Annotated in this window: 15 protein-coding genes; 6 read left to right on the top strand and 9 right to left on the bottom strand. The window is 49.3% G+C overall.

Features of this window, described 5'->3' with window-relative positions; translation table 11 throughout:
- Nucleotides 1–132: 132 nt before the first annotated feature.
- Nucleotides 133–468: an STAS domain-containing protein gene (locus ACJ2PR_RS23280; RefSeq protein ID WP_446860814.1), complete on the bottom strand. Its 336-nt coding sequence runs from the start codon at nt 466–468 to the stop codon at nt 133–135.
- A 507-nt stretch (nt 469–975) separates the two neighbouring features.
- On the opposite strand from ACJ2PR_RS23280, the gene ACJ2PR_RS23275 reads away from it, so the two are divergent.
- Entirely contained in the window at nt 976–1170 is a 195-nt protein-coding gene (locus ACJ2PR_RS23275; protein WP_446860815.1) for a hypothetical protein, read from the top strand.
- 19 nt (nt 1171–1189) lie between these two features.
- On the opposite strand, the gene ACJ2PR_RS23270 is transcribed toward ACJ2PR_RS23275, so the two are convergent.
- Nucleotides 1190–1633, bottom strand: a complete 444-nt coding sequence (locus ACJ2PR_RS23270) for a hypothetical protein (RefSeq protein ID WP_446878747.1) — start codon at nt 1631–1633, stop codon at nt 1190–1192.
- 314 nt (nt 1634–1947) lie between these two features.
- Between ACJ2PR_RS23270 and clpS the strand changes: the two genes are divergently transcribed.
- Both clpS and ACJ2PR_RS23260 read left to right on the top strand, forming a co-directional pair.
- On the top strand, nt 1948–2229 hold the full coding sequence (clpS, locus tag ACJ2PR_RS23265) for an ATP-dependent Clp protease adapter ClpS (RefSeq protein WP_446868308.1): 282 nt from the start codon (nt 1948–1950) through the stop codon (nt 2227–2229).
- A gap of 71 nt (nt 2230–2300) precedes the next feature.
- Complete coding sequence (locus tag ACJ2PR_RS23260) at nt 2301–3044, top strand: CPBP family intramembrane glutamic endopeptidase (RefSeq protein WP_446878746.1); 744 nt, start codon at nt 2301–2303, stop codon at nt 3042–3044.
- Here ACJ2PR_RS23260 and ACJ2PR_RS23255 read toward each other — a convergent pair.
- The 3 genes from ACJ2PR_RS23255 to ACJ2PR_RS23245 are packed head-to-tail and all read right to left on the bottom strand — an operon-like array spanning nt 3003 to nt 6694.
- On the bottom strand, nt 3003–3665 hold the full coding sequence (locus ACJ2PR_RS23255) for a pentapeptide repeat-containing protein (protein ID WP_446878745.1): 663 nt from the start codon (nt 3663–3665) through the stop codon (nt 3003–3005). The genes ACJ2PR_RS23260 and ACJ2PR_RS23255 overlap by 42 nt on opposite strands.
- A gap of 4 nt (nt 3666–3669) precedes the next feature.
- Nucleotides 3670–5106 carry a DICT sensory domain-containing protein gene (locus tag ACJ2PR_RS23250; RefSeq protein WP_446878744.1) on the bottom strand — a complete coding sequence of 479 codons (1437 nt, stop codon included), beginning with the start codon at nt 5104–5106 and terminating at the stop codon, nt 3670–3672.
- A 7-nt stretch (nt 5107–5113) separates the two neighbouring features.
- Nucleotides 5114–6694 (bottom strand): photosystem II high light acclimation radical SAM protein, encoded by a 1581-nt coding sequence (locus tag ACJ2PR_RS23245; RefSeq protein WP_446878743.1) that lies wholly within the window; start codon nt 6692–6694, stop codon nt 5114–5116.
- A gap of 434 nt (nt 6695–7128) precedes the next feature.
- Between ACJ2PR_RS23245 and ACJ2PR_RS23240 the strand changes: the two genes are divergently transcribed.
- Nucleotides 7129–7482: a DUF1830 domain-containing protein gene (locus tag ACJ2PR_RS23240; RefSeq protein ID WP_446868303.1), complete on the top strand. Its 354-nt coding sequence runs from the start codon at nt 7129–7131 to the stop codon at nt 7480–7482.
- A 218-nt stretch (nt 7483–7700) separates the two neighbouring features.
- Entirely contained in the window at nt 7701–8126 is a 426-nt protein-coding gene (locus ACJ2PR_RS23235) for a DUF4079 domain-containing protein (protein ID WP_446878742.1), read from the top strand.
- Between the two features lie 26 nt (nt 8127–8152).
- Here the strand turns inward: ACJ2PR_RS23235 and nadB are convergent, their stop codons facing one another.
- The 4 genes from nadB to ACJ2PR_RS23215 all read right to left on the bottom strand — a co-directional run bounded on the left by nadB (nt 8153) and on the right by ACJ2PR_RS23215 (nt 12397).
- Nucleotides 8153–9838 carry an L-aspartate oxidase gene (nadB, locus tag ACJ2PR_RS23230; protein ID WP_446878741.1) on the bottom strand — a complete coding sequence of 562 codons (1686 nt, stop codon included), beginning with the start codon at nt 9836–9838 and terminating at the stop codon, nt 8153–8155.
- A 105-nt stretch (nt 9839–9943) separates the two neighbouring features.
- Nucleotides 9944–10375 carry a photosystem II complex extrinsic protein PsbU gene (gene psbU / locus ACJ2PR_RS23225; RefSeq protein ID WP_446878740.1) on the bottom strand — a complete coding sequence of 144 codons (432 nt, stop codon included), beginning with the start codon at nt 10373–10375 and terminating at the stop codon, nt 9944–9946.
- Nucleotides 10376–10572: 197 nt separating this feature from the next.
- On the bottom strand, nt 10573–11565 hold the full coding sequence (locus tag ACJ2PR_RS23220) for an FHA domain-containing protein (protein WP_446878739.1): 993 nt from the start codon (nt 11563–11565) through the stop codon (nt 10573–10575).
- A gap of 172 nt (nt 11566–11737) precedes the next feature.
- Nucleotides 11738–12397 carry a DUF3120 domain-containing protein gene (locus ACJ2PR_RS23215; RefSeq protein WP_446860827.1) on the bottom strand — a complete coding sequence of 220 codons (660 nt, stop codon included), beginning with the start codon at nt 12395–12397 and terminating at the stop codon, nt 11738–11740.
- 326 nt (nt 12398–12723) lie between these two features.
- On the opposite strand from ACJ2PR_RS23215, the gene ACJ2PR_RS23210 reads away from it, so the two are divergent.
- Nucleotides 12724–13623 carry an undecaprenyl-diphosphate phosphatase gene (locus tag ACJ2PR_RS23210; protein ID WP_446878738.1) on the top strand — a complete coding sequence of 300 codons (900 nt, stop codon included), beginning with the start codon at nt 12724–12726 and terminating at the stop codon, nt 13621–13623.
- Nucleotide 13624: the final 1 nt, after the last annotated feature.

The following is a 13624-nucleotide window of genomic DNA, read 5'->3' as shown; positions in this document are numbered from 1 at the left end:
TATCCTGTGCTTGTATTGTCGTCAGGGCAATTCAAGTTTTCGGATAGGCACTAAATACCAATCAGGCAACGAGCTGGCAACAGAACTTAGCGATCGCCTCGGTTCAATCTAAGTAATTGGGGGCGTGAGCAATCAAGCGTTTCTCAACTCAAAAGCGGCGACATTCTCAAAAATTTCAAAGACTCGATCCAGTTGGGTCAACTCAAACACGATGCGAATTGGAGCAGACACCGAGCAAAGCGTAAATCGTTTACCAAGTTTTTGGGCGAGGCGTAGAGTTGCCACCAACGCCATCAAGCCAGCACTATCTAACGATTCGACGTGACTCATATCGACGAGCAGAGCAGCAGTTTGCTCAGAGGTGACTGCGTTGATGAGTTGATTTTGGAAGTCGGACGCATTGGCGGCGTTCAGGTATCCCTGTGGGCAAATGGTGGCGGTTTGAGGACGGACGAGCACGCTCTGCATAATCTAACCTTTTACTATCAAATCAAAGAACTTGTTTCACTGATGACTCTGACCATAACCGCACATCCCTCGTAACGAATGGAAAGGAGCGATCGTTTCGCACAATCTTTATACGACAAGCGGCCTTGTTTAAAATTTCCGGTAAGCGTCAGGAAGATTACGTATCGTGAATCACATGTTCAAGCAGGTTTCTAGCTAATCATCCTGTGCAGAATGAAAAAATAGATGAAAGCAATCAACCCAAAAACAATTCATGCCAACGACGATCGCAGGTTTGAAGACGATTGATTGTGGTCAGCTCAGAAGATTGATAATTGATATAAGTAGAGCGATAGTCTTCAACCTCTGCCAAAAATTATAGAGGCGCTCTGATGCGTGATTTGACCTCGTTGAGCGGTCATCAAATTTGACCAGTGACTCAAATCACCTGAAAGACCTTATGCGGATCACCTATCTGATACCTCCTTCCACCGATAATTTAGAAGTACGAAATCATTGCGAGTAGCCATGAAAAGTAGTGAAATCATCCGTCGGCTAGTTGAGAAGGCGCTTTACATCAAGTGCTTAACGCCTGACATGGAGAACGAAATCAACTATGAGCTAACCCGGTTGGGGCATATTTCTGACGTAGACTATGAAGCCTTAGAACTTCTGATGTCCGAAATGGATGAGGGTCGAATTCGTTTAGTCCCTAGCGTCTGAGCTAACGTTGGTCACAGTTTTACTGATCGCAAAAAACATCCGGGTGTGCCTGCCAAATTTGACGAATCAATTGGTTAAGTGACTGACGAGCGGCGATCGCTTGCGGGGAACTTGGAGAAATCGCTTCATGTCCCTCCCAGTCTCCTTCTGAGCGATAAAGCTGTGACAACAGTGGGATCACCTCCACATCCAACGCTTGTCGAAACAAAATCGCAGGCAGCAGCAGATCTGCACCTTGACGCAAATCCTGTAGGTTTTTGGGGTCGATCGCCTGAAGCGTTTTCTCTGAATCTGACCCCATAATCAACACAAGAGGACGTGCCCAGCAGAGTTGCCGAACCTCCACAATCTGCACAACTTCTGCATACAAGCGAGTCGTCTCATGCTCTAAGCAAACAATCTGAGATGGCTGAAAGTGACCTCTCCCATCCTTTGAATGAGCGTATTGTGAGGCAAAATTCATAAGGTCTATTTGGAGCGTAACGGTGGTTTAACGATTCTAAAGTTCTATTGAAGTTAAGTGCTACCGTTGAAGTGCGGTGGTTTATCAAGATAATGCCGCTATTGGGTTAGGGATTTCTGACTTGTGTGGTGAATTGTTATGAAGAAGCGTTAAGGTAGGAGACGGGGCTGATTATAAGAGCTTGCTCAAGTCAAAACCACGGTTTGTCTCTGACGAAGGAGTCTATCGTGGGGTTGTCGGTGATGAAAAAGATCATTATGGTTAAAGAATCAGCCCGATTAATGTAGTTGATAGCTTACGGAGAGAAGAGAACTGTGTCTGTTGAAACTATTGAAAAGCGTTCAACGTCCCGTAAACTCGCGCCTCGCTATCGTGTATTGCTCCACAACGATGATCACAATCCAATGGAGCATGTAGTGCAGGTTCTCATGAAAACAGTTCCCAGTCTGACACAACCACAGGCTGTGAATATCATGATGGAAGCGCATAATAGCGGATTGGCGTTGGTGATTACCTGCGCTCAAGAGCATGCTGAGTTTTACAGCGAAACGCTTAAAGCCAACAATTTGAGCAGTACGATCGAGCCTGACGAATAATTCTAAACACTTTGAAGCGCCGTCTCGATCGTATACCTACTTATCCCGCCCCACTTCGGATCGGGATATTTTTGTCAATTTTACTTTGTGCATGGCTGCCTTTGGCTGGCTTAATTCAATGGGGAGTGTCTGATACAAATGCGGCTTCGATCATTACGCTAGTTCTTTTGTACCTGGAATTTATTCTTCTAGTTCGACTTTGGGGGCACTATGTCTATCAACAGCCTCTTCTCAAACGTTATGGACTGAGCAGCACCCGCAAAAATGCACTCAACACTCTAACAGGTTTGGGGTTAGGGTCGATTTGTCTACTGGCAATGTTTGGATTTTTAGGGATTTTGGGCTGGGTAGAGTGGCGATCGTCTCCCGTTCTAGCTCAAATGATTTTGGAAGGCTCCCTCACGGGTCTGGGGGTTGGTTTTGCTGAAGAGCTTTTGTTTCGTGGCTGGCTGTTGGACGAGTTAGAGCGAGACTACCCCCAAACAGCACTTTGGATTAGTGCTGCCGTCTTCGGACTCCTCCACGCGCCTAGAGGAATTGCTCAAGTTCCTGCCCTAATTTTGCTGGGAGCTGCTTTAGTGTGGGCAAAACGCGCCACTCAAGGTCGATTGGGTCTATCGATCGGGCTACATGGCGGGTTGGTCTGGGGCTATTACATCTTGAATGTGGGACAGGTGATCCAATTCTCTAATCAGGTGCCCCAGTGGGTCACAGGTGTCGATCGCAATCCATTGGCTGGGCTGGTGGGGACTTTGGCAATAGGGGCGATCTCACTAGGAATGAGACACTGCGCTATCAGGAATCGACCCATCTAATTTCGTTCCTACTAGACAGGCTCCTGTAAGATTCACGCCTTCCAAATTTGCATTTTCTAACTCAGCACACAAAAGGTTTGCGCCCGCCAAATTTGCGCCTGCTAGATTGGCACCCTGTAAGTCAACTTCCTCCAGGTTCGCTTCGGTCAAGAGTGCTCCTTGCAAATCTGCCTGACTCAAGTTTGCGCCGTGAAGATTTGCGCCACTCAGATTTGCACCTCGCAGATCAGCACCCCGCAGGTCAACCCCCTGAAAGCTCACGCCCATCAAGTTTGCGCCACTTAAGAAAGCACCCGTCAGCGTGGCCCCAGTCAACCGGGCCCGCATCAAGTTTGCCCCACGCAAGTTGCTGCCTCGCAGATCAGCTTCGGTTAGGTCGGCTTGCATGAGGTTTGCCCCCATCAGATTGGCCCGCAGGTCAGTGCCTACTAGCTGACAGCCGATTAGATTCGCACCATCTAGAGATGCGCCTGAGAGTTTGGAGCCTGTGAGGTCTGCACCTGTGAGTTTTGCGCCTGCGAGATTAACGCCATTGAGATCCGCGTTAGAGAGATCTTCGTCCTGTAAATCTGCCCCGGCTGAATGCTTGAGTTTGTCCGATCGCACTACTTGAAGCTCCATGCTGTTAAACCTGTTCGATTGCCATGTCCACCATCTGCTCGAATTCTGACAACTTGAGCAGGTCTTCGTCTGAGTGAGAGTCGAGCAGCCACATCCCCGCTGCAATTTTGGGCAGGCTGATCGGTAGACTCAACCCTTGTTGCATTCCACTCACCAACAGGGTGAGCACATCAACGAGTTTTGGATCCCAGCGATCGCCCTGTTCTGACTGACAGGCTGCTAACGCTTGGGTAAAACACGCCTCTGGAGTCAGGGCTGGATTCGCTCGATGGTTAGCAAGCTGCTGCTGAAAAGCGGCCAAAAGTCCGAGAATTCTAGATTCTAAAGGAATTTCGTCGCCCGCTAGCCCCGCAGGTTGGCCTTGTCCGTCCCAGCGTTCGGTTTGGTGAGTGATGATGGTGGCGATCGCCTTTAACCGCTGCATGGTTCTGAGAATTTGCGCTCCGGGCACGATCGGGCAACTGGGCGGCGCGTCTGGTTCACTTTCAGAATAGCGGGCAAAACTTCCGGCACTCAAAACGCTGTCCGATCGCTGTAAAAAGGCCAGTCGATGCAGCAAACCCGCCAGCCTCAATCGATTTAACTGCCACGAAGGAAGGTCGAGCAGTTGCGCCATTGCTTCTCCAAGCGTCGTCACTTCTGCGGCGGCCATCGGATTGCTGAGGTCAGTTTGGTCAATTAGTTGAGCCAGCCTCAAAAATGCCTGCAACTCATTAGACACTAAATTGTTGTCTAAAGCTTCGTGACGATGAGCGGTCGAGACAGACTCCAAATCCTGCTGACCCGTTTTCAGGTATTCCATCACCAGCGAGACAGCGGTGTAAATGTCATCGCGATCGGCTGCTTTAGCCTCGGTGCTAATTTCTTGCACTCTGGCAGTGAGCTGCTGGCGAAGGTCAGAATTGTAGCGTCCGAGATGGTCGATCGCGAGTTCTACTGTTTCCTTAACTAGATTGGATTCAAACGTCCAAAACCCGTAAAACTTACGATCGAGATCTTCGGTCGGAACCCCTTTCTCACCGTAGTCTTCGACCGAAAGCTCTTGACAAAGCACCATCGCAGTATAGGTAGGCGCAAAAATCATCAAGTGCCACTCTTGAGAAACAGGGTCAGTTTGTTCCAGTTCTACCAGAGAGACATTCGATCGCTGGCTGGTCGGATGTTCTGCAAAGCCTGTGTCGTGGGAGGCCATGATCACCACCTGTCGGGATCGATCAGCTAGTTCAGCATAGCGATCGGCTTCCTGGAGATACCATTTGCCACGCTGGAAGGCAGTCACCACGAGGGGCGCACTGCTACAGGTGAGAATGCAGTCCTCTAGGGCGTGACAGAGAGAGACCAGCGTGTTTTTGTAGTAAACCCCAAAGTTTAAGGGACGTTTCCCTGAGTGCCCGCTCTGGTGAGCAGACCTCAACCTTTGTAGAATGGAACCTTCCAGCATTAAATCCTCACTTTCTCGCGCCAACGCTTGCTAGAGCCTGTTGTTTGGGTGCGATCGGGGCCGTTAGAGCCTCTTCTAAGTCTGCACGTCCCAGTCTCGCTTCTAAAATATTCATCACTTCGCGCCCGAAGTCGTTGGGGTTTTGCCGCCACGCTTGCAGACAGACTTGCCCAAAGAATGATCCCAATGGCTCAGGGTTCCACAACAGCTTGCGAACCGTCCAGGGCGTGATGTTCATCGGGTCGTACCCAGGTTTGAGAATCTGATTTTTGAAGGCAAATTCTTCAAGGTGGGTATGGGGTTGGAGTCCGATAAAGAAGATCGCAGGTTCTACTTTGTCGGCCCCAAAAATTTTCTCTAGCTCACGGTGGTAGGCGATCGTTTGACGAATTGTTTCAGGACGCTCATCAATCACGTTAAACGAGTAGTTCACCGAAACCAGGTCGTTGAATCCAGCAGTCTTCAAATCGCGGCAGTTTTCTAAAACGGTTCTCAAGTTATAGCCCATCCGCATTTTGCGAACCAACTCTTGAGACCCACTAGTGATGCCAATCTCAAAGTAATTCATCCCTGTTTTGACCATCAGATCGCACAGTTCAGGCGTGAGATTGTCGGCTCGGATGTAAGCAGCCCAGTGAATGTCTTTCATGCCTGCGTCGAGAACCTTTTGCAGTAGCTCGATCACGTCGTCCATATACTTGCGGGCGGGAATCAGTTGAGCGTCGGTGAACCAGAAATTACGAATACCGCGATCGTAAAGCTGTTTCATCTCAGCCACGACTTCCTCAGCCGGATTAATCCGCACCTGCTTACCTTCGATCACCGTGTAGATGCAGTAGCAGCAGTTATGAGGGCAGCCCCGCTTGGTCTGCACGCCTACATAGAAATCTTGAGACTCAAAGTAATACTCAAAGTCACGCCAGATACTCTGAATGTAATCGTAGTTGCAGGCCGTTTTCTCAATACTAGCGGGCGCTTCGTGAATCATGCGATCGCGGGGAGTCGTCTCACCCACCACATAGCACCGCTCATCAGAAAAATCCTGACCCCGCACCAGCTTTTCTAAAAGCGCTTCCCCTTCACCGACTGAGATGATCGACCCGTTGGGCAAGCTTTTTCCGACCTGTTCGTAAAAAACACTGACGGCACCACCGCCTACAACCACACGAGCATTGGGATTGTAGCGTTTCGCTCGTTTTACGCCTCGCTTGATTAAGCCCAAATTGCGCCAAAGCTCGCCATAGTATCCTGTTGCGATTTTTAGCAGACCGATCGCGCCCTTCATCTTGACCAGCGGATTGAGCGAGTAAAAGAACTCAAACGTATGCTGCAAAGGATTTCCACCCCGTCCACCCACAGGCGCATAAATTTGAATGTCTCGCCAAGAATAAACCAGCAGGCTGGGCTGAAATTCATCAATGCAGGCATCCAGAGCGGCCGCAAAGTCTAGTGGGGGAACGGTACCCAGGTCAAAGATTTTTTGTTCAACGTGGGGAAACTGCTTGTGAATGTGATCTGCCAGGTAGACCACGCCGATGGGAAAAATCGGGTTACACGGAAGGCGGACGTAGAGAATTCGATTTTCCATTATTGGTTGGCGGTTTAAGGATATCTCAGTCTCAAATGAGCAAGTCAAAACCTGCAAGTTTCAGCAAACCTTCTCACTCTTAGTTTATGAGAAATGCTGACGTGTTTCTGAGATCACGGGGTGGATCTGAATAGATGTTTGGTCAAAGATTCTGAAAAGTGTTGTCATATAACTTTACGATACCACTGCTTCTGATTCCTGTGGATCGATTTGGGTTAAGTTTTGCCAGGATCACGGATGGATAAGGGTTGCGATCGCCCTTTCATCACTCCTTACTCAAAATTTATTAATTAAGCATAGAGACAATCCTTGACATTGCTCTACCTTAAGAAAGAATTTGCAATAGAAAAAGCCATTGGTAGTGGGATTTACAGTCACCTGGGATCGCAGAGTGTTAGCGTTAAGCCACTCACCTCAAAGATGGAGTCCTCTCCATGAAACCTATGGCTCAGATTTTTGATCCCGTCCCTTCTGACACTGCGACCAAGCTGCTTTGCTGCTATGTCAACGCTACAAGTCAGATGCAAATTGCCCGCATCACCAACATTCCTAACTGGTACTTTGAGCGGGTTGTTTTTCCGGGTCAGCGTTTGTTGTTTGAGGCGGTGTCTGATGCCCAGCTTGAAATTCATACGGGCATGATGGCGAGTGCCATTCTCTCAGATACGATCGCTTGCTCAACCTTGTGTGTGGAAGAAGGCAGCAAGTCACCAGCAGTTTCCACCCAAGAACAGGAACGTCGCAATGAAGGCATTGCTGCCACGCCCGTTTTAACCTCTGCTGAGTAGATAGCTTGGCTTGAGTCAGACCTGATTGACACTCTAAAAAATTGTTCTTTAAGAAAAATAGTTCTGAAGTCCCTTGAAAGTTACGATTGCCCAAAGCTGCATCAAATCACTTCTGTGCCAAATCTGTAACGAATGAAATGTGACAAAACTCCTGCGGTGGCTTGATCAGTCACTGCATTTTTTTAGGAGAATGAGGGTGCTGTACTGAGTTAACTATTTTGGATCTACCCTCTTTTATCTGGCTGTGGAAAATTGCTGCTTGGTCAATGGGCTTTGCGATCGTTGCCTATCTGATCCAGGCTGTTACTGGAGTTGCCCTGTTTGCGACGCGCCAGCAGCGTCCCGATTGGTTGCGACCCTTCCACTTTGTAACGGGGGCTATCATGGCAGGGCTGGTGTTGTTGCTGTTGGCGATCGGCATTGTCGGCACCCTGGGACATTACGGCAGTTTGGGTCATTCCAGCCATCTTCCGGTCGGAATTGCTGTCGTCGAGTTAGTGTTTGTCTCAGCCTGGAGCGCTGTGCAAATTAGTCCCGATCGTCCCTGGGCAAAACCGCTCCACATCGGCGTAAATGCCCTTCTCTGCATTGCCTTCGTATTAGTCTCCCTGACAGGTTGGGAAGTCGTCCAAAAATATTTGTAGTTTTTTCATCTCATCGAAGTTTTCCCTCATCCCTCATCCCTTCTTACAGGTGTTGCCCACCAGCAATCGCGCTCTGCTTCCCGCCGAACCATTGTATGCATCTGCCATTCCAAAGACGAGTTGGGGAAGTCCGATCGATAGTGTCCCCCCCGACTTTCGGTGCGGTAGGCAGCACTTTTGAGAATCAGATCAGCGATATCCAGCAGGTTGTAGAGTTCGCCCCAAGCCCGAAGGTGAGCATCTGCATCGGCGGCATCAAATCTGAGCGTTTGGCCGGGAGATAAATTTAACAGGCTTTGTGTCAGAGAGAGTTGGGCAAATTCTTGTTGCCAGAGATGAAGTTGAGCGATCGCTTTCTGCAAAACTTTCTGCTCTCGACAGATCCCGGCTCCTTGCCAGACGAGTTTGGGCAGTTCTAGGCGAAGTAGCCGAATTTTTTCGAGGTCAGCGGCGACAAAGTGGACAACGGATGCAGCAGTTGCAGCAATCCCTTGGGGGTGACTCGAGGAGATTGCGCTTGCATCTAATTCCAGGTACTTTAACTGCGCCCCAAAAACCAGACACTCTAATAGTGAATTGCTAGCAAGGCGATTGGCCCCATGAATACCCGTGCTGGCCGTCTCACCCACCGCATACAGTCCTGAAATCGAGGTGCGGTTTAGCAAATCTGTCTCAATGCCCCCCATCCAGTAGTGGGCTGCCGGGGCGACCGGAATCGGCTCCTCAAAGACGTTGATCCCCCAGCGCTGACAGACTTGAATAATATTTGGGAAGCGGTGACGAATGGTCTCAGGAGCGATCGGCCTCAAATCTAACCACACATTTGCTAGGGCGGGATCTGCTTCCGTCTTTTGCAAATGGCTAAAAATCGCTCGACTCACCACATCTCTGGGAGCCAACTCTCCAGCCGGGTGGTAATCAAACGCGAATCGATGCCCCAGACGATCGACCAGATGTGCGCCTTCTCCCCGCACCGCTTCGCTAATCAGAAAGCGGGGTGCTCCTGGCTGAGTCAGTGCCGTCGGGTGAAACTGCATAAATTCCAAATCTCGCAAAATTGCCCCTGACCGATGCGCGATCGCGACCCCATCTCCTGTACTCACGGCTGGATTGGTCGTTTGGGCAAATACTTGTCCCCCGCCGCCCGTTGCCAAAATCACTGCACCTGCCCGAATCCAGTGAACCTGCCCCTCATAAACAACGCTGACACCCTGACAGGTTTGTTCTGAATCTAGCCAAAGGTCAAGGACAAAGGCTTGAGCGACAATGTGAATATTTTTACGGCTGAGAACCTGTTCAGTAAGCGTTGTGACGACAGCTCGACCCGTCGTATCAGCAGCATGAAGGACTCGTCGCCGTGAATGAGCCGCTTCTAGCGTCAGAGCCAGATTGGAACCCTGACGATCGAACGCCACCCCCATGTCTACTAAATTATGAATGCACTCAGCCGCATTCTCGACCAGAAACTTGACCGCCTGGTAGTCACACAGACCCGCCCCCGCCTTCAGCGTATCGTCGAGGTGTAGATCCGTCGAATCCTGGGGATCAATTACTGCCGCAATGCCGCCTTGTGCCCAATCACTGGCAGACCGAGAGATCTGATCTTTGGTAATCAGTCCGACTTGAAAGTGAGCAGGCAGACACAGAGCAGTGTAGAGACCCGCAGCCCCCGCCCCAATCACCAGCACGTCGAATGAGTTGAAATCTGACATCTTAAATCTGACATCTTAGAGGCAGCTATAAAAACACTCTCTGCATTCTGGGACAGCCCGATCGTGCAGAGAGCGAAAAATTAGAACACGTAGATTTTTTGAATCTTAGCGATAAATCCCGTTGTTGATGCGATCGTCACCTTCTACAAGCTCCTTCGAGACTTCACTAACCGTGAAATTGTCCAAATTGGCTTGCAAAACTTCCTTTTGTTTCTCACTCAACCCAGGAATTTTTAGGACATCTTCAACGCTTTCATAGGGAGCATTTTTGAAGATCAGACTTGCCAGCGTTGGATACATGCCCTGATATTGGCGGAACGCTCGAAGATTGGTGTTGTTTAGGTCAATTTTTTTACCATAGTCTGTTGCCATTTTGTCTTCAACCGCATTGCGAAGCGGCTCGGCAGCCAGCACAGCAGACGGACGGACAGACCCAAAATTGCTCAGATTTGCAGCCGTTGCATTCTGAGACGCGCTAAACCAACCCAGGCATACAATCAGGCTCAAGGTGGCGATAAATCGAACGAAACGTTTCATGTTAATTTCCCTCCCACTCGATCGAGCAGACTCTCGACACAGCTTTTATTAGAGCCTATCATCTCCGTGATACAAACTCTTAATCAGAGGGTTTGAGTTTTCAAGTTTGAGAAATTGAATTCCTCAGATCCAAATCAATTCTGAAGATTCAGACGCTTGAGCAATGCTTGAGCAATGAAAGTTAACTCGACACTGGGTTAACTATTTGATCCAACTTTGAGTTGTAGAAACGTATCGAGATCCGCAAATGAGCAGGCATGAGTCAGCGTCGGAACGTCGTAGCCTTTAAGGTGAACGGTGTATTGCTCAAAAAACTGAGCATCTGCCACCAGGGTCGAAAGATGATGGTAAGTGGTTTCACCCAAAGCAATATCTAGACCGATCTGTTTGGTTGAAGATTCGAGGCGAAAGGCAGCATTGACGGTATCTCCGAGGGCAGTGTAATCGGGGCGATCGCCACTCCCTGTATTGCCAACCATCGCGTAGCCTGTGTTGATCCCAGCGCCAATGCGTAAAGGAAAGGGTAAGGGATACTGGTTGTAAAGATTGCTGGTCATCGTATGCAGGGCCCCCACTGCCTGAAAGATTCTCAGCATTTCGTCGCGGCTGACTCCCTGGGGGCCATGCGTCCAGACTGCCATCACTGCGTCACCGATGTACTTGTCAACCCAGCTTCCGTACTCGCGAATAATGTCGCCCGCCCGCCGAAACCAGGTGCCAATCACTTCTGAAAGTAGCTTTTCGTCTAGCTGGCGCGTCAAAACTGTGAAGTCTCGAATATCCACAACCAGCACAGAAATCAGTCGTCGAATATGCAGCGTCGCAGTCGCGGTAAATTCTTTGGAGTCTATGCCCATCGAAGGGTCGGTCGGATGATGAATCGGGCAGTAAAACTCAAGCTCTGTTTGCCCAAACGTCAAGCGATCGCCATTTTGCAGCGTTACCGGAATGCTCACTCGTCGTCCGTTGACAAAAGAGCCATTGCGACTTCCTAAATCGATCAGATAGAACTCGCCTGTCTCCATTGACTGCAACATGGCATGGTTGCGCGAGATCCAACGATCGGACAGCACAAAATTATTATCTTCACTACGTCCGATCGTCCAACAGTTACCGCCAACCAGGGGAAAACGACGACTTCCAGAATCAGTCCGTAATACAAGGTGAGGAGTGGGTTGCAAAGTCACCACAGGTTTAGAAGTCAATAAGTCTTTCCTATGATGCATCCTGACATCGCAAAACGTGTCAGTGTTCACGCCTGAAAACAAGTAACCTACGCATCTTTGGGCTACTCAACTTTTCAACTTCTCAAGGATGAGATTTTTTTTCAAGCGTGATATTACTGACCTACTAAAGCTTTGCTCAAGCGAGAGAAGCCGCAAGCCAGAATAAACCATCTACCAAGATTGTACTCAGAACTGCTCCACTGAACGCTAACCAATGCAACTTTTGGGGCCTAAAAGAAAAAATACCGACGCTAAAGAGGATTGTTGCTAGGATAGCGACCCAAAAAAGCCCCCAGGCAGTGTTAACTTGAGCGATCGCTTGCTGAAAAATTGGGCGAACAAGATCCGGTTCGGTCTGCATCACCTGTCGCCAAGCCGGGATCAAACCAACCAGGTAGAAATAAAGGTCAGTCAACACCGTGCCAAACAAAGAACCTAGATAGAAAAGATTGCCTACCTTGCACAGTCCACGCGATAGCCCCCAAAGAGCGATCGGCAGGGCGATCGCTTCTACGGGTAAATGTAAGGTCGGTTCCCAGCGCAGCCATCCCCAGTAGACCGATCCCGCCATCCAAGTCCAAGCAAATCCTGTGATTAGGTCTCCCCAGATCTGAGTGTTGAGTTTAGATGAGAGCTTTGAACCTAGCCAGAGCCAGCCTGCGGTCAACGCCAAACTTACCAAAGGCAATGCTCGAACCAGAGGCGCTTCAAAGAAGACAGGCACGGCAACCAGAAACACTGCGCCCCCAAAGACCAACCAGGGTCGAACAGCGGGTGCACTCTCAGCAGAAGCCATTGCTTCGGAGGTCTGAGGTTGATAAATAGGGTTAGAAGTGTACGGGTAGGAAATCAAGGGATTCTTATTTCTGATTAATTTTATTTACTTAACTTAACATTACCATACAGACTTCGGTCGGTTAAACGTCGTAACTCTGTAATAAATCTTAAGAAGCTTATCCCCCCTGGGGGTATTTCTGATTTTAGCGGATTTTCCGGAGTGCGATCGCAAATCATTGACTGGATCAGCAGAGAGTCATAGAAACTTAGCTGCTAAGACACAAGTTTCGGATAGACTAGTCGCGCAAAGACGACCCCGATCGCTCAATCACTCCACAGGAACGCATGAACTTTTTTGAACTCAACCCCGAGTGGGGCGCTTTATTCAACGCTGGGCACTTCTTGCTACAAGCTGCCGACGCTCCAAAAAATAATCTGCTGGTTGGTTTGTTTCAGGCGATCGTGCTGGGCATCGTTCAGGGAATCACAGAATTTTTACCGATTAGCAGCACGGCTCATTTGTTGATTTTTCGGGATGTGTTTGGCTGGACGCAGCAAAAGTATTTTATTGATGCGATTCAGTTTGGTAGTGTGATTGCGGTCGTGATGTATTTTTGGTCAGATATTCAGCAGATTGTGACGGGTGGTTGGTCAGCATTTCGGGAAAAAGATTGGCAGCGTGAAGAGTGGAAACTGCTGGTCGGTATTGGAGTGGGTACGATTCCTGCATTAGTCGGTGGGCTACTGCTCAATGACAAAATTCCAGAAACGCCTCTGGTGATTGCGGTGATGTCGATCGTGATGGCTCTGCTACTGGGTTTGGCAGAACAAATCGGCAAGCGTAAACGCGGCTTTGAGTCACTGCAAATTAAGGACGGAATTTTGGTGGGGGTAGGGCAGACGATCGCTTTGTTTCCGGGGGCTTCTCGATCGGGGTCTACCTTGACGACAGCCTTGTTTTTGGGACTGAAGCGAGACACCGCCGCTCGATTTTCTTTTTTGTTAGGAATTCCGACCTTGACGATCGCTACCCTTTATCAAGCGAGAAAAGCGATCGGGAATGTCGATGAATTGCTGCCTCTGCTAGGGGGAATTGTCTCAACGTTTATCTTTTCTTATTTGTCGATCGCTTGGCTGTTGCGCTATCTGCAAACCAAAAATACGCTGGTTTTTATCTGGTATCGTCTGACGTTCGGCGTGGTACTGCTGTTGGCGATCGCGACAGACTTGCTGAAAAACGTCTGAC

The organism is Phormidesmis sp. 146-33 (assembly GCF_052939515.1).
Note: the sequence above shows the minus strand (reverse complement) of the source record. Positions and strands in the feature narration are given on the sequence as shown.

Bases quoted from the DNA above. Each gene is read 5' to 3' on its own strand.
- ACJ2PR_RS23215 (WP_446860827.1), bottom strand. From the start codon at position 12,397: ATGGCTTCTGCTGAGAGTGCACCCGCTGTTCGACCCTGGTTGGTCTTT.
- nadB (WP_446878741.1), bottom strand. From the start codon at position 9,838: ATGTCAGATTTCAACTCATTCGACGTGCTGGTGATTGGGGCGGGGGCT.
- ACJ2PR_RS23240 (WP_446868303.1), top strand. From the start codon at position 7,129: ATGAAACCTATGGCTCAGATTTTTGATCCCGTCCCTTCTGACACTGCG.
- ACJ2PR_RS23210 (WP_446878738.1), top strand. From the start codon at position 12,724: ATGAACTTTTTTGAACTCAACCCCGAGTGGGGCGCTTTATTCAACGCT.
- ACJ2PR_RS23250 (WP_446878744.1), bottom strand. From the start codon at position 5,106: ATGCTGGAAGGTTCCATTCTACAAAGGTTGAGGTCTGCTCACCAGAGC.
- ACJ2PR_RS23270 (WP_446878747.1), bottom strand. From the start codon at position 1,633: ATGAATTTTGCCTCACAATACGCTCATTCAAAGGATGGGAGAGGTCAC.
- ACJ2PR_RS23245 (WP_446878743.1), bottom strand. From the start codon at position 6,694: ATGGAAAATCGAATTCTCTACGTCCGCCTTCCGTGTAACCCGATTTTT.
- psbU (WP_446878740.1), bottom strand. From the start codon at position 10,375: ATGAAACGTTTCGTTCGATTTATCGCCACCTTGAGCCTGATTGTATGC.
- ACJ2PR_RS23275 (WP_446860815.1), top strand. From the start codon at position 976: ATGAAAAGTAGTGAAATCATCCGTCGGCTAGTTGAGAAGGCGCTTTAC.
- ACJ2PR_RS23280 (WP_446860814.1), bottom strand. From the start codon at position 468: ATGCAGAGCGTGCTCGTCCGTCCTCAAACCGCCACCATTTGCCCACAG.
- ACJ2PR_RS23255 (WP_446878745.1), bottom strand. From the start codon at position 3,665: ATGGAGCTTCAAGTAGTGCGATCGGACAAACTCAAGCATTCAGCCGGG.